This is a genomic window from Leeia sp. (genome assembly GCF_041909055.1).
Classification (GTDB): domain Bacteria; phylum Pseudomonadota; class Gammaproteobacteria; order Burkholderiales; family Leeiaceae; genus Leeia; species Leeia aquatica.
In genome coordinates this window covers 64209-82309 of sequence record NZ_JAYREC010000002.1, presented here as the reverse complement: position 1 = coordinate 82309, position 18101 = coordinate 64209, and the positions used below count along the sequence as shown (strand labels likewise).

Below are 18101 nucleotides of genomic sequence, written 5' to 3'. Positions count from 1 at the left end.
GCCCGACGCATATTGCAGCGCACGATAAACCGGCCCACCGGTCCGCTGGCCAACCGGTTGATCACGCGCACACCTATAATCTGAATAGTCCATGCATGGACAAACGCCGCCGTGCTGTCGTGCAGCAAGCGTCAGCCTGGTTTCGCGCCGTCCCTGTGAAACAACCAGACGTTGGAGCCCACACCATGAAAGCACCCGTACGTGTTGCCGTAACCGGCGCAGCCGGTCAGATCGGCTACAGCCTGCTGTTCCGTATCGCCAGTGGCGAAATGCTGGGCAAGGACCAGCCGGTCATCCTGCAATTGCTGGAAGTGGCACACGAGAAAGCCCAGCAAGCCCTCAAGGGCGTGATCATGGAGCTGGACGACTGCGCCTTCCCGCTGCTGGCCGGTGTGGTGGCAACCGACGACCCAATGGTAGCCTTCAAGGATGCCGACATCGCCCTGCTGGTCGGCGCCCGCCCGCGCGGCCCCGGCATGGAACGCAAGGACCTGCTGCAGGAAAACGCCAAGATCTTCACCGTGCAAGGCGCCGCACTGAACGCCGTAGCCAGCCGCAATGTGAAGGTACTGGTGGTGGGCAACCCGGCCAACACCAACGCCTACATCGCCATGAAGAGCGCACCGGACCTGCCGGCCAAGAACTTCACCGCCATGCTGCGTCTGGACCACAACCGTGCCCTGTCGCAACTGGCCGCCAAATCCGGCAAAGCCGTCAGCAGCATCGACAAGCTGGTGGTCTGGGGCAACCACAGCCCGACCATGTACCCGGACTACCGCTTCGCCACCGTGGGGGGTGACAGCCTGAAGACCCTGATCAACGACGAAGAATGGAACCGCACCACCTTCCTGCCGACCGTTGGCAAGCGTGGCGCCGCCATCATCGAAGCCCGCGGCCTCTCCTCCGCCGCCTCCGCCGCCAACGCCGCGGTTGACCACATCCGCGACTGGGTGCTGGGTACCAACGGCAAGTGGGTCACCATGGGCGTACCGTCCGACGGCAGCTACGGCATTCCGGAAGGCGTGATCTACGGCGTTCCGGTCACCTGCGAGAACGGCGAATACACCCGCATCACCGGCCTGGAAATCGACGAATTCAGCCGCGAACGGATGAACTTCACCCTGGCTGAGCTGGAAGAAGAACGCGCCGGCGTCGCCCACCTGCTGGGCTAAACCGACCGCTTCCGGTCACAAAGAACAGGCGGGCATGTCCCGCCTGTTTTTTTGGGTATATTGGTCACATAACCTGCCGCCCACATGTTCACCAGCGATTAAAGGGATGAGGGTTTAATGAGCGTGACGATTAGGAGTGTGTGGGAGCCGTCGCTTCAGTCAACTGCTCCAAAATCTTTTAGCATCTGCTAGAGAAAAGCATCAATGAAAGGGTGGCATGAAAAGAATCCTGTGCATGATATTTTCAATATCAGCAATTTCATTACTGATCGTTTTTCTGCCACAGGTCATTTCAGGGCAAGCCAGCCTGAGTATGACGCTATTTACTCTGATTTCCCTACCCTATAGCGCTTATCTTTTTGGCTACTACGCCTTGTATGAGAAGCTTCCATTTCGAAACCATAAACCTGAAGAACATAAGTAGCACACCGTTGATGAACATATATTTATTAATTAACAGCGCGTAGTCGCTGAACTATATAACACCACACGCTTAGTCAGGGCATGACACATGTAAACTGATTCAGAAGCAAGAAAATGTTAGCCAAAACTCTTGACTTTAGCCAGAAGTTCACAGGTCAAAACCAACCTTTTTAGTCAATGGTCGCATTGATTCCTTCAACCCGTTCAAACCTCACATCGCCATTTAAGTTATATAGATACCGCATCAAGACAGGAACAAGATGTCTATAATCTCTAACGTCCATTAGTAATTCTGAAAAAAAATAAGCTCGTTCACGCTCATCAAAGCCCACGTAAGGCTTCACTCTCATCATTCCAGAAGTGGCACCATTCAAGCGATCCTCATCACAAAAGTCTGGGTCAAGCCATATTTTTGTTGGATGCAGGCTATCAAAGCACTCCGCCTCTTTCTCGATAGTCTCTTTACTTACATCACCCTTTAAATAACCAATCATAGATTGAATGCAATTTCTAGAGTGATCTGAAAGAATGTCATAGTAAAGCATAAGTAAGTATATCATGAATAGGTTAACAGCCTTCGTAGTCTTCTCCTGACCAAACACGTCTTCATAATGCTCAATGAATAGTGTTATGTTATCACTTTCAATCGCCTCTTCGAATAAATCTTTATCAGTCATCAGTCATGCAATCATTTCAATGATATATAGGATAAATTACAAAAATAACTATGGGCCATTTTTTATGCCACCATTTATTCTCACTCCATCAAATTAATTAACTTAAAAATAATCTCACTTATTTTATTTTCTTCGATGGAAATTAACTCACCATTTTTTTCATGCACGAAATGAAAAGCATCAGACTTACCGCTAATATTCTTAAGCTTCTATTTCAGCTTTAGTTTAAGCACCGTCGGCCCTTATGTGCAGACCGACTGGAGCCAGTACACGGTACTCCAGTGACTAGAATTACCCAGTCATAGCTGCCGCGCAGCTTCCGTCAGCGGGTTGCCACGCCACTTGCTGAATGATACCGCGCACCGCTTACTGCATTGACTGATCGCTCCGTTCGGATAAGCAGCTGATCTCACCAGCACGACCAACTCCAGCCCCCCTCACTCACCCCTCCTCAAACACCGCTTCCAGCTCATCGCGCCATTGGCGGTGGGCGGCGTGGGCGCGTTCGAGGGCGGTGGCGGGGTCGGCGACGGCGAGGTCGATCCGTTGGGCAAAGGCGCGCCCGGCGGCTTCGTCTGGTGTCTGCTGCCAGTTGTTGCCGGAGGCATCTTCCACATTGCACCAGAGTGCGCCGCTGCTTAGCAGGGCCTGCAGGCCGTCCAGATTCTCTGCCAGAATGTAGATGCCGGTAGGCGAGCTGGTATCCGGGTCATCATGGTTGCTGGCCCAGCCGAAGGCCAGCACCGGGCCGGTGGTCAGTGTGGCGCCATCACGCAGCCAGACGCCGACGATGATGGATTCCTGCGCTTCAAACCAGTCCTCACGATCATTCGGCTCTTGCCACGGCGGGGTGAGGTACATCAGGCAGGCGACCTCTAGCTGCTCCGGTATGAAATCCTGATTGTGGGTTTCAAACCAGCAGCCGGGATAGAGTTCCTGCCAGTCGCTGAACTGCGCTTGTGCGCAGCGTTGCAGCCAGTCCGGCACCGCATGCAGGGCGGCAAAGGCTTGCCAACGTTCTTTTTGTACGGCTTCCCAAGCGGGATCAGGCATCGTATTGTCCTCGTCTTCAATGTTTTGGTGAGGCCATGCTGCCCGCATGGCCTCTCTGTACGCTCATGATGCCGCTTGCCGCCCACACCCTGCAAGGGCAGCTTGCCTCTCAGTGAAGGTTGATCATGTTTCTACTGTATTACCGGATCGTGCACCGCCTCGCCCTCCTGCTGCAGGGGGGCGGGCTGGCGCTGGCGTGTGCTGCGCAGCCACTGGCGGTGGGCAAGGGTCAGTTTGAGTACCGTGATGCTGGTCATCCGGACAAGCCCATCACCGTCTGGTATTACCGCCCGGCCAGCTTGCGGCCGGACAGCAAGGTGGTATTCGTGATGCATGGCACCCTGCGCAACGGTGAAACCTATCGCGACCACTGGGCGGACTATGCCCAGCGCCATCATTTCCTGCTGATCGTGCCGGAGTTTGCCAAGACCTACTATCGGGAAGCGGATTATCAGTTTGGCGGCGTCCATCATGCCGACCCGGCGCGCTGGAGCTTTGCCAGCATTGAGCACCTGTTTGACCTGATCCGTAGCCGGGAATCGCTGCAGACCGCGCAGTATTACCTGTACGGCCATTCTGCCGGGGCGCAGTTTGTACACCGTTTCATGTTGTTCATGCCGCATCCACGGGTGGCGCTAGCGATCGCGGCCAATGCCGGGGCCTATACCTTGCCGCGTTTTCCTGCAGGGAGCCAGCCCGGCTTTCCGTGGGCGCTGGACCCGGCGCGGGTTGATGAAGGCCAGTTAACCGCGGCGCTGGCGCAGCCACTGCTGGTGCTATTGGGGGAGGAGGACACCGATCCGCATCACCCGCACTTGCCGAAGGAGGCCGAGGCTGAGGCACAAGGGCCGAATCGCTTGCTGCGCGGGCAATACTTCTTCCAGCTGGCCCGGCAGCAGGCGCAGCAGCGTGCGGTGCCGTTCCACTGGCGGCTGCGCACCGTGCCCGGCGTGGGCCACAGTGATAGCGGCATGGCGCGGGCAGCGGTCGAGGAGATAACCAGCACGCCTTAGAACCTGTTTAGGGTCTCGCGAGCGAGGGTGAGACAAGGCGAAAACGACTGAGGAAGCGGAGTTTACTGGGTGTAAATGAGCATTCCGAAGTGGTTTTCAACGCCGTATCGCCGTCGTGCAGCAGAGCATAAACAGGTTCTTAGCCCCTGTTGTCACTGTCGCGACACACCGGCGTCATGCCTTCATCATGCCCGTGTCACAGCCAGCCCGCATACTGCGCGGCGACTTGTTGACTCTGGAGTGTGTGTCATGGATCGTCGTCGTTTTCTGCAATCTTCACTGGCGGGCAGTGCACTGGTGTTGCCCGCCACCCGCCTGCTGGCCGCCCCGGCCATTGTCGGCTCGGATGCCGTGCGCCCCACCCTGCCCTCCGGCATCCAGATTGGCGATGTCACCGCCAACCGGGCCCTGATCTGGGCCAGGTCTGACCGTACCGCCCGCATGATTCTGGAGTGGGATACCAGCGAGCGCTTTGCCAACCCGCACCGCATGGTGGGCCCGTGGGCTACGGAAGCGACGGATTTCACCAGCCGGGTGGACCTGAGCGGTCTGCCCGCCGGGCAGCAGCATTTTGTGCGGGTGAGCTATCAGGATGCCGGTACCGGCCGTACCCTGTCTGAGCCAGTGGTGGGCCGTTTCTTCACGCCGGGCATGGCTGCGCGCCCGGTGCGCTTTGTCTGGTCGGGCGATACCGCCGGTCAAGGCTATGGCATCAACCCGGAATGGGGTGGCATGCGCATCTATGAAACCATGCGCCAGCAGCACCCGGATTTCTTCATGCACTGTGGCGACACCATCTACGCTGATGGCCCGATCGAGGCCGAGCGCAAGGTGGAAGAAGGCCGCATCTGGCGCAATCTGGTGACAGAAGAAGTCAGCAAGGTGGCCGAGACGCTGAACGAGTATCGCGGTCGCTACCGCTACAACATGATGGATGCCAATGTGCGCCGCTTTGCCAGCGAAGTGCCGCAAATCTGGCAGTGGGACGACCACGAAGTGACCAACAACTGGTCCGACAGCAAGGACCTGAGCGGCGACAAGCGCTATCAGGAAAAGAACGTCGGCGTGCTGCAGGCCCGCGCCACCCGCGCTTTTCTGGAATACGCCCCGCTGCGCCCGGCGGACGCCAGCGAGCCGGAGCGCATCTATCGCCAGTTCAGCCACGGCCCGCTGCTGGACGTGTTTGTGGTGGACATGCGCAGCTATCGCGGCCCTAACAGTGCCAACCTGCAAACCAGCCGTGACCACGACAGCGACTTCATGGGCGAAACCCAGCTCAAGTGGCTGCTGGACGGCCTGAAGCGCTCCAAGGCCACCTGGAAGGCCATCATGGCCGATATGCCGATCGGCCTGCATGTGCCGGATGGCAAACTGGCCGACGGCACCGCACGCTGGGAAGCCATCGCCAACGGTGAAGACGGCAGCCCGAAAGGCCGCGAGCAGGAAATCGCCTGGCTGCTGCGCGAGCTGAAGAAGCAGCGCATCCACAATGTGGTGTGGTTCACTGCCGACGTGCACTACACCGCCGCCCACCACTACCACCCCAACCGCGCACAGATTGGCGACTTTGACCCGTTCTGGGAGTTTGTGTCCGGCCCCTTGAACGCAGGCAGCTTTGGCCCGAACGCCATTGACCGTACCTTTGGCATCGAGGTGGTGTTCCAGCAAGCCCCGAAGGAGCCGAACACCTCACCGCTGGCCGGTTTGCAGTTCTTCGGGCAGGTGGACATCGACCCGAAGAGCAAGGCGATGACGGTCTCCCTGAAAGACCTCAACAACGCGGTACTGTTCAGTAAGCAGCTGCAACCCGCCTGAACCGCCGCTTCAGCAATGTCTCAGCCCACCCTGTTTGCACAGGGTGGGCTTTTCTATGGCTTACGCTGTCACACCATCAACAAAATTTGACAATACATCTACAAATATGTAGAAATAGCATCATGGAAAATTGGCTCAGCTTGATTACCACCCTGCCTACTGAGAACGCCACCCTGCGCCAGCGGGCGTGGCGCGCGCTCAAGGCATCCGGCGCAGCGGTGCTGCGCGATGGCGTCTACCTGATGCCTGCCCGGCCACCCTGCCTCGACACCCTGGCCAAGCTGGCGCATGAGGTGCGTGAAGGCGGCGGCAGCGCCCACTTGCTGACGCTGCGCTCGGAAGAAGACGAGGACTTCATCCCGCTGTTTGACCGTAGCGCCGAATTCAGCGCGCTGCGCGCCGAGATTCGCCAGCTGCGACAAACACTGACGCCGGATACCCTGCCGCAGGTGCAGCGGCACACGCGCAAGCTGCGCAAGGCGCATATGGCGCTGGCCGAGATCGACTTCTTCCCGGCTGAGCCGCAGCAGCTTTGCGAAACTACGCTGCGCGAGCTGGAGCTGGCCTGCGCCCGTGCGCTGTCGCCGGACGAGCCACAGCCGCAAGGTGGCGACATTCCCCGTCTGTTACTGGCCGATTATCAGGGCCGGGTGTGGGCCACCCGCCAGCGGCCGTGGGTGGACCGGCTGGCCAGCGCCTGGCTGATCCGCCGCTTCATCGACCCGCACGCCACGCTGCTGTGGCTGGCGAGCCCCGCCGATTGCCCGCCGGATGCACTGGGCTACGACTTTGACGGCGCCACCTTCAGCCATGTCGGCAAGCAGGTGACGTTCGAAGTGTTGCTCAGCAGCTTTGGCCTGCAGCAGCCCGCCCTGCTGCGCCTCGCTGCCGTGGTGCACAGTCTGGATGCCGGTGGTGCCATGCCACCGGAAGCCCCCGGTCTGGAAGGCATTCTCGCCGGGCTGCGCGCCCAATTGACCGATGACGATGCCTTGCTGGCTGCCGCCTCGGCGGTGCTGGATGGCCTGTTGACCCACTTTAGCCAGGATACCCCTGCCGCATGAACACCCCAGCCTTACCCGATGACACCCCGCCACCGCCCGTCTCCTTCTGGCAAGCCCTGCTGTTCTGGCTGAAGCTGGGTTTCATCAGCTTTGGCGGCCCGGCGGGCCAGATTGCACTGATGCATCAGGAGCTGGTGGACAAACGGCGCTGGATCTCCGAGCGGCGCTTCCTGCACGCGCTGAACTACTGCATGCTGCTGCCGGGGCCGGAGGCGCAACAGCTGGCCACCTATCTGGGCTGGCTGATGCACCGGGTGCCGGGCGGCATCGTCGCCGGGGCGCTGTTCGTGCTGCCCTCGCTGCTGATCCTGATTGCCCTCTCCTGGCTGTATGTGGCGCTGGGACATACCGCCATCGTCGCCGGGCTGTTCTGGGGCATCAAGCCTGCGGTCACCGCACTGGTGCTACAAGCCGCCTGGCGGGTGGGCAGCCGCACCTTGCGCAACCCCTGGCTGTGGAGCATTGCCAGCGCGGCCTTTCTCGCCATCTTTGCCGCCGGGCTGCCTTTCCCGCTGATCGTGGCTTGCGCCGCCGCCATCGGTTATGTCGGCGGGCGCATCGCGCCGGCGCAATTCGCCACCGGTGGCGGGCATGGCAAGGCCAGCGGCACGCATCGCCCGGCCTTGATCGACGACCACACCCCCACCCCACCGCATGCGCAGTTCCGCTGGTCACGTCTGGCGTCGGTGATCGTGGTCGGCCTGCTGCTGTGGCTGCTGCCGATGGCCGCGCTATATCAGTACTACGGCTGGACCCATACGCTGACGCAAATGGGCTGGTTCTTCACCAAGGCGGCGCTGCTAACCTTTGGCGGTGCTTACGCGGTGCTGCCCTATGTGTTTCAGGGTGCAGTCGGTCATTACGGCTGGCTGAGCTCCGGACAGATGATGGACGGGCTGGCCTTGGGGGAAACCACGCCCGGCCCCTTGATCATGGTAGTGGCCTTCGTTGGTTTCCTGGGTGGCTATGGCAAGGCGCTGTTCGGGCCGGACGCGCTGCTGCTGGCTGGGGTGGTGGCCGCTTCGCTGGTGACCTGGTTTACCTTCCTGCCCTCCTTCCTGTTCATTCTGGCCGGCGGGCCACTGGTGGAGCGCAGCCACCATACGCTGTCGCTCACCGCGCCGCTGACCGCCATTACCGCAGCGGTGGTCGGCGTCATCCTCAATCTGGCGCTGTTCTTCGCCTGGCACCTGCTGTGGCCCACAGGCTGGCAAGGCGGCTTTGAATGGGCCGCCGCGCTGCTGGCACTGGCGGCGGGGGTGGCCCTGCTCTATTTCAAACGCAATGTGATCGAAGTGATCATCGCCTCGGCGCTGGCCGGGCTGCTGATCCAGACCCTGTTGCACCCTTAACTGTCACCGGATACTGGCCATGAACTTGCTGCCTCGCCCTCTTCCCTTTGATCCCGCGCAAATGCCGAACTTGTCTGAGCGTTTGCTGAACAGCCACCATAGCAACAACTACCAAGGCGCACTGAAACGCCTGAACGCGCTGCGCAGCGAGCTGGCTGCCCAGCCGCTGAGCGGGCAGGCCAATTACCATATCAACGGCCTAAAACGCGAAGAGCTGATCGCCAGCAATTCCGTGACGCTGCACGAGCTGTATTTCGACAGCCTGCACCCGGCCCCGGAGCCGATGGTCCCGGCCATGGCACTGGCGCTGTCGGCCAGCTTTGGCAGCGTTGAGCAGTGGCAGCAAGAGTTCGCGGCGATGGGCAAGGCGCTGGGCGGCAGCTCCGGCTGGGTGATTCTCGCCTTTGATCCGCGCAGTGCACGGCTCATCAACCAATGGGCCAGCGACCATACCCAGCTGCTGGCGGGCAGCCTGCCGCTGCTGGCGCTGGACATGTACGAGCACGCCTACCATCTGGATTTCGGCGCCAACGCCGGGGCCTATGTCGACGCCTTCATGCAGCAGATCGACTGGGACAAACTCTACCAGCGCTACCAGCATGCGATACACGCCTGCAGTGAAGGCTACGAGGTGGCACCCGAGGCATTGGGCGACAGCACCATCCTGGACGTACGCCGAGCCGGGCCCTTCCAGCAGTCTGCCCACATGCTGCCCGGAGCGCGCTGGCAAGATCCGGCGCGGGTCGATGAGTGGGCGGCAGCGCTGCAACTCGGCCAGGCGGTGACAGTCTATTGCATCTATGGCCACGAAGTCGGCCGCTCCACAGCACTGCGCTTGCGTGCGCGAGGGGTGGATGCCCGCTTCCTGTGCGGCGGCATCGACAGCTGGCAGGCGGCAGGCCGCCCGCTGGTCAACAAGTGAACGCTGCTGCCTGCCGGGCTGAGCAGGCAGCGGTCTTGTTCCCGACGTAAGCCCTTAACGGACCGTCGTCTCCGCCAGCGTATCGGCGTAGCAGGCTTTCAGCTTGCTGTAGTCGTAGAAGAAACTGCCTTTGGCTTGCCTTGCACTGTCGCACGATGGCTTGAAGGCGGTTTCCTTCTCGTTGTACAGCATCTTCACCAGCAGCTGGCCTTGCGGGTTGCGCCAGACATCCCATTGCACATTGGCGGCCATCGGTGAAACGGTCTGGCCGCGCCACGGGTTGCTCTCGTAGCGGTAGCGTTGTCCCTCAGCCACTGGCGCATCCACCCCGGCCAGCCCCAAGCGGGTGGCGAACGGCATGATGATTTCCGCATGGGCAAAGCGCAGCTTGGCGGCATGGTCCAGTTTGCCTTGTTCCACCACATCCACCTCACGGAAAAAATCCTGCAGCAGGCCATTGGCCATGCGCGAGGTGACTTTGGCCGAGGCCACGGTGGACGGGCCACTCAGATAGAAATCCTCGGCATCCGAAGCCGCCGCCAGCAGGCGGGCCTGCTCCGGCTGTAGGTAGCGGCTGAACGCGGCTTCCAGTGTGGTCTCGAACGCGGGCTCAATCTGGTAGAGCCCATACAGCGCCTGCGCTACCTCCAGCGTATCATCCACCTTGCGCTTGCCGCCGCTACCGGCGGTCCCACTGCAACGCTGATCCTCACTATTGAATGCGAAGCTGCCCAAGCTCAACGACAGCTTGCCGCTGTCGATGCGCTCGACAAATTCCGGGCTGAACAACTGCGCCACCACCGCGCGGGCTGCGGCTTTCAGCGCGGGGTCCTTGCGGGAGGCTTCAACAGCATCCTTGGCTTCCGCACTTTTCTGGTAGCGCTGGATGGCGAGGCTGTCCTGATACACCGCGTAGTTGGGGTCGCTACTGTCTGTGACCAGATCGGTATCGGCCTTGAGGCGGTGGAAGTACAGCTGGAAGCGGTTCACCCCTTCCGGCTGCGCCGCCGCTTTGTCCGCCGGGTAGCCGGTCAAGGCGGGTGCGGGCACCATCAAGGACTGTAGCGCTGGCAAGCGTTCTGCCAGCGAGCGGGTAAAGGAACGGGAGCTGTCGATGGCCCGGTCCACGCCGGAGGTCTGCACCACCAGCTTTCGACCGTCCTTCAGCGCTGCGGCAAACAGTGCGCCCTGCCGCTGTAGCAGACGCTCGGCCAGCTGGCGATGTTCACGGAGACCACGCACGGTGAGGTTGCCATAGCCCGGCTTGCTGATGTCTGCTACGCCGCAGCCCAGCAAGGCGTTCGCCTTCATCATTGCCATCAGGTCCGGCCCTAGCTGCTGCCCCAGCGGGGTCAGCGCGCCTTCCGATTGCGCCAGCTGCCACAGCGCGTACAACATCACATCGTCCTTGGCGCTGGAGAGCCCGCGTGAACCATGCCGCGCCACCAGCTCGGTGAACACCGGGGCAAAACCAGTAGGCGCCTTTTCATAGCTGGCCGCATCCTGCTGCGGCTGATACGGTGTCTTGGTGGCATACCAGCCTTCGGCATTGGCGCCCATGCAAACCAGGGCGAGCAACAGCCCTCCATGTGCCATTCTTTTCACAACGTGTCCTTGTCGGGTCAGTTTCATGTCGCGGGATCATCACGCCACGCGGTCTGCACAGCCTATCAGCCGCATGTGTCGGGCCGATGTCAGCGGCAGTACACCCGTCAGTCCGGCAGCAGCTCGATCACCACGCTGCCCCGCTTGTGGCCGCCATCGACATAGCGATGCGCGTCGATCATCTGCTCAAATGGGTAGCAACGGTCAATTTCAGGCCGGTAAACGCCCGCCTGGGCCAGCTCGACCAGGATGTGCAGGTCCGCCACACAGTCCGAAACCGGCCCGGCGATGATGCGATGGCGGGTGGTCAGCGCAACCCAGGGTGCGGGCAGCATGTCGGGCAGGCTGGCCAGCACCAGCAGCAGGCGGCCACCGTCATTCAGCGCCGATTTGCTGCGACGGTACGGTGCATTACCGACGGTGTCGGCGATCACGTCCCAGCGCTCGCCACGCTGGGTGAAGTCTTCACGGGTATAGTCGATCACCTGCGCCGCACCCAGTGCGTACATCCGCTCGACATTGGTGGTACTGCACACGGCCGTCACTTCGCCCCCTTGATGACGGGCCAGCTGCACCAGCGCGCTGCCCACCGTGCCGGCAGCGCCATTGATCAGGATACGCTCCCCCGGCTGCAGCCGTCCCCGACGCAAGAAACTCAAGGCTGTAAGGCCACCAAAGCAGAGCGACGCCGCTTCAGCATCGCTGAGCCCTGCCGGAATCGGCATGAGCTTGCCGTCCTCCGGCAAGCAGCGGTACTCCGCATGGCAGCCCATGGCCATGCTGGTAAAGGCCAATACCCGATCCCCAACCGCAAAACGTTGCACGGCTTTGCCCACCGCCACCACCTCGCCTGCCAGCTCGGTACCCAGCACCGGCTGGCGAGGTTTGCGAAAGCCCAGCACCAGCCGCATCATGAAACGGAAACCATAGGGGGCGTTGAGCGCCCGTATCCGGCAATCGCCGGAGTTCACGGTGGTGGCATGCACCTTGATCAGGACCTCCCGGTCCTGCGGCACCGGCTGTGGGCGCTCCTGCACGGTGAGAACTTCCGGTGCGCCATAGCGTTCACAAACATACGCCTTCATGCATTCGCCTTTCGAGAGCGGGAGCTGTGCTGTCCCGCTCATCAGAAGCTGTTTATCGTCTCGCGAACGAGGGGAGGACAAAGAGAATACAGCTAAGGAAGCGGAGTTTACTGAGTGTAAATGCGCATGCCAAAGTTGTTCTCTACGCCCCCCTTCGAGCGGCAGGCGATGGACAGGTTCCGCAGGCGGCAGGCGGGATCAACGCCCCGCCTGGGTGCAGTTTGCCTTGATGTGGTGCAGGGCAGGCATGCGGTCAAAGCGCCACTTCATCACCAGCACCGAGCCCGCCAGCAGCAGCGAGCAGGCGTTCGCCAGAATGACCGGCAGGGACTGGATCAGCAGACCATACCAGAGCCACAAGGCAATGCCCATCACCAGCAGCAGGTAGGTGGCCAGCGAAATGTCCCGTGCCGAACGATCACGCCAGACTTTGAGCGCCTGCGGCAAGAAGGCGAAGGTGGTGCAGCAGGCCGCCACCAAGCCAATGCCGTCGATCAGGTTCATGACCCTTCCTTTCAGATCCCAAGCGTTGAGACCCATTAAATGGTAATGATAACCGGGTTCCCTTCCGGGTCCGTCACTACGCTTTCATAGTATCCATCCACACTGAGCCTGGGCTCGGCCAGAATGGTGCATCCCTTGGCGGCCAGCTGCTCGGTCAGGCGATCCACATCCGCCGCACGGCCCGCGCCAACCGCAAAGCTGCCTTGCGCTGGCAGTGCCTGGTCTGCGCGCGCCTGCAGCAGCTTGAGCGAGGCTCCGTTTTCAAACAGCAGGCAAGTGCTTTCCACTGCGCCCCATAGCTCGCAGCGGCGCTCACTGGCGCTGGCCTGAAAGTTGCTCTGGTAAAAGCTGCTCATCCGCGACAGGTCTCGCACCCACAAGCAGGTATAGGCTAGTTGCATGATTCTCTTCTCCAGCCACACGCTGACTCAATTATGCACATATCGGCACAAAACAGCAAATATCGGAACGTACAATGCAAGCACGCTCACAAGTACGCTGGTTTACCGCTATACTGGGGCGCATGTTTACCGAAGAACGCCGACAACACATCCTCAGCGAGCTGAAAGCCCAGGGGCGGGTGACGGTGGCCGATCTGGCCGCCCGGCTGACCGTATCCGAAGATACGGTACGGCGTGACCTGCGCGCGCTGGCAAGCGAGGGCTATCTGCAAAAGGCGCATGGTGGCGCGGTGCTGCTGGACATCCCGCACCTGCCCTGGCAAACCCGCACACAAATCCTCAGCGACAGCAAAACCCGCATCGGCCAGCGTGCAGCACAGCTGGTGGAAGCCGGGCAGGTGGTGCTGCTCGATGCAGGATCAACCCAGCTGGCGCTGGCGCAGCATCTGAAAGTCCGCCCGCTGACAGTGCTGACCAACTCGCTGGACATTGCACAACTGTTTGCCGACGATGAGCAGGTGACCCTGATTCTGGCGGCCGGCACCTGGCAACCCTCGCATCGGGTGTTCCTTGGCGAAACCGCCCTGCAGACCTTGGCGGGCATCCGCGCTGACTGGGCCTTTGTGGGCGTCTGCGCCATCCATCCGCAAACCGGGGTGACTGCGGCCAACCCGCTGGATGCCCAGTGGAAGCGTGCGCTGAGCCAGCACGCGGTGCGGACAGCCTTGCTGGCCGACCACAGCAAATTCCACCAGCTGGCGCCCTATTTTGTCAGCGAACTGAACCAAATTGATGTGCTGGTCACCGATCAGCCCGACGACACCCTGCAAGCCTGCGGCGTACAGATGCTGTGTGCGCCGCCGAACGAGACCACCCGATGACCCTCACCCCAGACTATAGCCAGTGGCAGCAACGCGATGAGCTGGATCTGCTGCAGATCGACGCCCCCTTCGGCCAAGCGCTGATTGCCCGCCAGGGCGCGCAACTGCTGCAATACCAAGCACATGGCCAATCGCCCATGCTGTGGCTATCCCCGCTGGCACGCTTTCAGCGCGGCAAGGCCATACGTGGCGGCATTCCGCTGTGCTGGCCGTGGTTTGGCGCTCATCCGCACGACAGCAGCCTGCCGCAGCATGGCATCGCCCGCCAGCTGGACTGGACCTTGCAGCAGGCCGAAGTCACCCCGCAAGGCGCCAGCCTGCACTGGCAGCTGCAAGACAGCGACACCAGCCGTGCGCTGTGGCCTCATGCCTTCCGGCTGGAACTGCACATGCAGCTGGGTACAACCCTGCGGCTGACGCTGACCATGCACAACCTGGATGACCGCCCGCTGACCACCAGCCACGCGCTGCACAGCTACTTCCCGGTGCCGCAGGTCGCACAAGCCACGGTAGACGGCCTAGACGGCTGTTCCTTCTACAGCAAGCCCGACCAGCAAAGCGGAAAACAGCAAGGCCCGGTACAGATCGACGGCCTGCTCGACCGGGTCTATCTGAATGCTCCAGATACACTCACCCTGCACCGCCCCGGCCTGCCCGTGCTGCAATTACGCAGCGAAGGCCTGCACAGCGCCATCGTGTGGAACCCCGGCCCCGCGGCCGAGCAGCACATCCCTGATGTTGGCCCACACTGGCCACAGATGCTGTGCGTGGAAAACGGCAACGCCCTGGACAACAGCCTCACCCTGGCCGCCGGCGGGTCGCATCGGGTGCGACTGGCGATTGCCGAGCAATCCGTCGCGTGCTGACCGTTCAAGCCCGCAAGCTGACGCTTCGTCCATCTCCGATTGAGGCGGGCGGCGGGCTCAGGCACAATGGCTGTTTTTAGCTGCGGCTGACGCGCCCATGTCCGACACCGTTACCCTCTCCCTGACCGGCCAGGTGCTGCCGGGGCATGATGTTCAGCAGGTTGCCCCGGCCTTGGCCGCGCTGCTGAAGATTCCGCCGGAGCAAGCCCAGAAGCTGCTGGCCGGGAAGGTAACGGTCATCCGCAAGGCGCTGCCGGTGGCGCAGCTGCCGCAATACCTGCATGCGCTCACCCGTATTGGTGCCGATGCGCGCGTGGAAACCAGCGCGCCGGAGCCTGCGGCGACCGCACCCGCGCCTGCCCCTGTGGTCAGCGTCGGCAAGCCCGGCGCGGGCGCCTTCCCTACCCTGCTGGCCACGCTGGACGATGAGCCGGTAGCGGCAGCCGCCCCCAAACCTGTACCGGCCCCCGTCGCAGCCCCCAGCCCGGCCCCCATACCCGCTGCCCCTGCGGCCAGTCAGTTGCCCGAGAGCGCCGATGATCCGTGGATGATGGCGATGCCCGCCAGCAAGCCCCCGCAGGCATCGGCGCCCGAGCCTGCAGCTGTGGCCAGCCCGGCCCCGTCACCCGCCCCGGCGCCGATGGCGGCGGATGACCCCTGGCTGATGCTGAGCCCGGATAGCCCTGCACCCGCAGCGGCACCCGCTGTGGCCAGCCCTCCCGCCGCCGCACAGCCAACAGCACCGCAGCCCGGCGGGCTGTCGCTGGTCGATGCCCCGGAGCTGGAGACACCTCCACCGGCTGAAGCACCTGCCAGCAGCGAGATGACCTGTCCGGCGTGCGGCAAGCAGCAGCCCAAACGCACCCTGTGCGTACAGTGTGGTGCCGACATGCCGCGCATGCTGGCAGCGCGCAACCAGCCGTCAGCCAGCCCTGCGCCCGCAACCGATTCACCCACCTCTGGCAAGGACATCTACGCCTCCCCCAGCAGCCCGCTGACCCGGCAAGACGACGATGGGCCAGACTGGGATACCCCGCCGCTGGTGGCCCTCTCGCTGGAAGGCCGCATCGGACGCATCCGCTTCATGGCCTACCAGGTGGGCGCCAGTGTGCTGACGGGCCTGATGGGGGCAATACATGTTGGTATGGCACTAAACCTGATCCTGGGTCTGCTGGCCTTCTGGATTACCCTGCGGGTGTGGGCGCTGCGTCTGCATGACTTGAATCTGAGCAGCAAATGGCTGCTGCTGCCGCTGCTCTCGGTACTCATGGTGCTGACCAAGAGCCCGGTGATGGGGCTCATTACCATGGGCATCTGCATCATCGCTTTCCTACTGCTGCTGATCCTGCCCGGTTCAGAGGATGAAAATGAGTATGGCCCGCCTGCCGGGCCCAATTCCGTGCTGGTTTATATCGGCGCAGCCCTCTACATGACCGCCACCCTGTATGTGGCCTACTCCGCCTATCAGGGTTACAAGATGGTCATGGCACTTAGCCAGGCCGCCGCCCAGCAGCAGTCTGCACAGCGCTATGATGAGAATGGGCAGGAACAGCCGGTACCGCTGAACGAGCAATAGTCTCGCCTTGATGCGACTCGCCGTGTGCCGGCATGGATGCGGTGACTAAAGCTGGGGTTAAGACTGGGCCGTCACAATGATGCCATTGGTATGGCATGCAACCCCAGCATGCCCCGATTGCACCTCAGCGCGAAAGGCCACCCCATGACGTCCGAGAACAGCGAAGCCTGGATTTTCAAGCATGACATGATCAGCGAGATCACCCACTACATGAAGTACGCCGGGGCGGAGGGGGAGCATGATCCGTGGTACGACCCCAAGGCCGATGTGGGTTACCAGCAGGTGCATGTCGATCAACTGGATGGCTTGCTGACCCGCTTCCTGCAAACACTGCAAGATCTGCCCCAGCCGAAAGCAGAGGCGGACATCATGGCAGCAGTGCAGCGCGCTGTGCTGGGCATCAACGCGCTGAATGACTCGGTGCAAGGCTGCATGATCGAAACCGGTGAGCGTGAAATGTTGTGTGATTTTTTCTGCCAGGCGGTCAACGAGGCCGGGTTCGCATGTGAAGACGACATCACCGACGAATGGCGCGACTGGTGAGCCTTGGCATGCCCGCTGTGTCCATACGCCCGGCCACCCCAGCAGACCAACCCGCGCTGCGCCAGTTGTTTCTCACCACCCGGCGCATCGCCTTTCACTGGCAACCACCGGATGCCTTCCAGCTGGATGATCTGGATGCCCAGACAGTGGGGGAAGCCTTATGGGTAGCCGTAGATGCGCAGCAGAGGCTGGCAGGCTTCATTGCCCTGCAGGAGGCGGACCATTTTATCCACCACCTGTTTGTCAGCCCGGATCACCAGCGTCTGGGCGTTGGCCAGCGCTTGCTGCAGGCGCTGCCCGGCTGGGGCCACCATCCCTTCCAGCTAAAGTGTCTGCAGCGCAATCAGCCGGCGCTGGCCTTCTATCAGGCGCAGGGGTTCCATAAGGTGGGCAATGGCGATGGCCCGGATGGCGTCTATGACCTGTTGGAACATACAGCCCGCGCCACAGCGTGAGCCAGCTTGCCTTGACCCCCCTATTATTCCATTTTACGGAACGATATTTTAAGAAATACGGTTATTATCATTTAATAGAGAAAGGCCCATCATTCTCCCCATCGAGCACGCCGTGCTCAGCTACCCAACAGGAGAATGCCATGTCCCGCCTTTCCATCCCCGCTCTGAACGCCGCACCGGAAGCCTCCCGCCCGACCCTCGATGCCGTCAACCAGCAACTGGGCGTGGTGCCCAATCTGTTCCGTCTGCTGGGGAGCAGCCCGGCGGCACTGAATGGCTTTGTCAGCCTGCAAGGCGCACTGTCCAAAACGCTGGACGTGAAAACCCGTGAGCGCATTGCGCTGGCCGTCGCACAAGCCAATGGCTGCGACTACTGCCTGTCCGCCCACACCTACCTGGGCCAGAATCTGGTCAAGCTCAGCGCGGAAGAAATGGCGCTGAACCGCAAGGGTGCCTCCGGCGATGCCAAGGCCCATGCTGCCGTGCAATTCGCCGCCAAGGTGGCACAAGCCCGTGGCCACGTCAGCGATGCCGACATTCAGGCGGTGCGTGCTGCAGGCTATAGTGATGCCCAGCTAGTTGAGATGGTGGCCTTGGTGACTGAAAACACCTTCACCAACTTCCTCAACTCGGTCGCCCAGACCGAGATCGATTTCCCAGTGGTTCGCGCTGCGGAAATCGCCTGATCGGGCCG

General features: G+C 61.6%; 18 protein-coding genes. 12 read left to right on the top strand and 6 right to left on the bottom strand.

What is annotated here, in order from left to right; genetic code table 11:
- Positions 1–185 precede the first annotated feature (185 nt).
- A complete protein-coding gene (locus tag ACE3O2_RS06070) occupies positions 186–1172 on the top strand; it encodes a malate dehydrogenase (protein WP_374335736.1) in 987 nt (328 codons plus the stop codon).
- Between the two features lie 593 nt (positions 1173–1765).
- Here the strand turns inward: ACE3O2_RS06070 and ACE3O2_RS06065 are convergent.
- Together ACE3O2_RS06065 and ACE3O2_RS06060 are read right to left on the bottom strand one after the other, a co-directional pair.
- A complete protein-coding gene (locus ACE3O2_RS06065) occupies positions 1766–2272 on the bottom strand; it encodes a hypothetical protein (RefSeq protein WP_374335734.1) in 507 nt (168 codons plus the stop codon).
- 441 nt (positions 2273–2713) lie between these two features.
- Positions 2714–3325, bottom strand: a complete 612-nt coding sequence (locus tag ACE3O2_RS06060; protein ID WP_374335732.1) for a hypothetical protein — start codon at positions 3323–3325, stop codon at positions 2714–2716.
- Positions 3326–3450: 125 nt separating this feature from the next.
- Between ACE3O2_RS06060 and ACE3O2_RS06055 the strand changes: the two genes are divergently transcribed.
- The 5 genes from ACE3O2_RS06055 (at position 3451) to ACE3O2_RS06035 (ending at position 9491) form a co-directional block, all read left to right on the top strand.
- Positions 3451–4338: a hypothetical protein gene (locus tag ACE3O2_RS06055; protein WP_374335730.1), complete on the top strand. Its 888-nt coding sequence runs from the start codon at positions 3451–3453 to the stop codon at positions 4336–4338.
- Between the two features lie 249 nt (positions 4339–4587).
- A complete protein-coding gene (locus ACE3O2_RS06050; protein WP_374335728.1) occupies positions 4588–6153 on the top strand; it encodes an alkaline phosphatase in 1566 nt (521 codons plus the stop codon).
- Positions 6154–6275: 122 nt separating this feature from the next.
- A complete protein-coding gene (locus tag ACE3O2_RS06045) occupies positions 6276–7217 on the top strand; it encodes a chromate resistance protein ChrB domain-containing protein (RefSeq protein WP_374335726.1) in 942 nt (313 codons plus the stop codon).
- Positions 7214–8569, top strand: coding sequence for a chromate efflux transporter (chrA, locus tag ACE3O2_RS06040; RefSeq protein ID WP_374335724.1), 1356 nt, complete (start codon positions 7214–7216; stop codon positions 8567–8569). Before ACE3O2_RS06045 ends, chrA begins: the two co-directional genes overlap by 4 nt.
- A 19-nt stretch (positions 8570–8588) precedes the next feature.
- A complete protein-coding gene (locus ACE3O2_RS06035) occupies positions 8589–9491 on the top strand; it encodes a Fe-Mn family superoxide dismutase (RefSeq protein ID WP_374335722.1) in 903 nt (300 codons plus the stop codon).
- Between the two features lie 54 nt (positions 9492–9545).
- Here the strand turns inward: ACE3O2_RS06035 and ACE3O2_RS06030 are convergent, their stop codons facing one another.
- The 4 genes from ACE3O2_RS06030 to ACE3O2_RS06015 form a co-directional block, all read right to left on the bottom strand.
- A complete protein-coding gene (locus ACE3O2_RS06030; protein ID WP_374335720.1) occupies positions 9546–11069 on the bottom strand; it encodes a histidine-type phosphatase in 1524 nt (507 codons plus the stop codon).
- Between the two features lie 134 nt (positions 11070–11203).
- Positions 11204–12181: an NAD(P)-dependent alcohol dehydrogenase gene (locus tag ACE3O2_RS06025; RefSeq protein ID WP_374335718.1), complete on the bottom strand. Its 978-nt coding sequence runs from the start codon at positions 12179–12181 to the stop codon at positions 11204–11206.
- A gap of 198 nt (positions 12182–12379) precedes the next feature.
- On the bottom strand, positions 12380–12685 hold the full coding sequence (locus tag ACE3O2_RS06020) for a SemiSWEET transporter (protein WP_374335715.1): 306 nt from the start codon (positions 12683–12685) through the stop codon (positions 12380–12382).
- 35 nt (positions 12686–12720) lie between these two features.
- The gene (locus ACE3O2_RS06015) at positions 12721–13086 is read right to left on the bottom strand and encodes a VOC family protein (protein WP_168875774.1); all 366 of its coding nucleotides are present in this window, start codon (positions 13084–13086) and stop codon (positions 12721–12723) included.
- Between the two features lie 74 nt (positions 13087–13160).
- Here ACE3O2_RS06015 and ACE3O2_RS06010 point away from each other — a divergent pair, with 74 nt between their 5' ends.
- The 6 genes from ACE3O2_RS06010 to ACE3O2_RS05985 all read left to right on the top strand — a co-directional run bounded on the left by ACE3O2_RS06010 (position 13161) and on the right by ACE3O2_RS05985 (position 18093).
- Positions 13161–13967 (top strand): DeoR/GlpR family DNA-binding transcription regulator, encoded by an 807-nt coding sequence (locus ACE3O2_RS06010; RefSeq protein ID WP_374335713.1) that lies wholly within the window; start codon positions 13161–13163, stop codon positions 13965–13967.
- A complete protein-coding gene (locus tag ACE3O2_RS06005) occupies positions 13964–14833 on the top strand; it encodes a D-hexose-6-phosphate mutarotase (RefSeq protein WP_374335711.1) in 870 nt (289 codons plus the stop codon). Before ACE3O2_RS06010 ends, ACE3O2_RS06005 begins: the two co-directional genes overlap by 4 nt.
- 97 nt (positions 14834–14930) lie before the next feature.
- Positions 14931–16409 (top strand): DUF805 domain-containing protein, encoded by a 1479-nt coding sequence (locus ACE3O2_RS06000; RefSeq protein ID WP_374335709.1) that lies wholly within the window; start codon positions 14931–14933, stop codon positions 16407–16409.
- Positions 16410–16553: 144 nt separating this feature from the next.
- Positions 16554–16952, top strand: coding sequence for a hypothetical protein (locus tag ACE3O2_RS05995; RefSeq protein WP_374335707.1), 399 nt, complete (start codon positions 16554–16556; stop codon positions 16950–16952).
- An 8-nt stretch (positions 16953–16960) separates the two neighbouring features.
- Positions 16961–17407, top strand: coding sequence for an N-acetyltransferase family protein (locus ACE3O2_RS05990; RefSeq protein WP_374335705.1), 447 nt, complete (start codon positions 16961–16963; stop codon positions 17405–17407).
- 140 nt (positions 17408–17547) lie between these two features.
- On the top strand, positions 17548–18093 hold the full coding sequence (locus tag ACE3O2_RS05985) for a carboxymuconolactone decarboxylase family protein (protein ID WP_168875779.1): 546 nt from the start codon (positions 17548–17550) through the stop codon (positions 18091–18093).
- Positions 18094–18101: the final 8 nt, after the last annotated feature.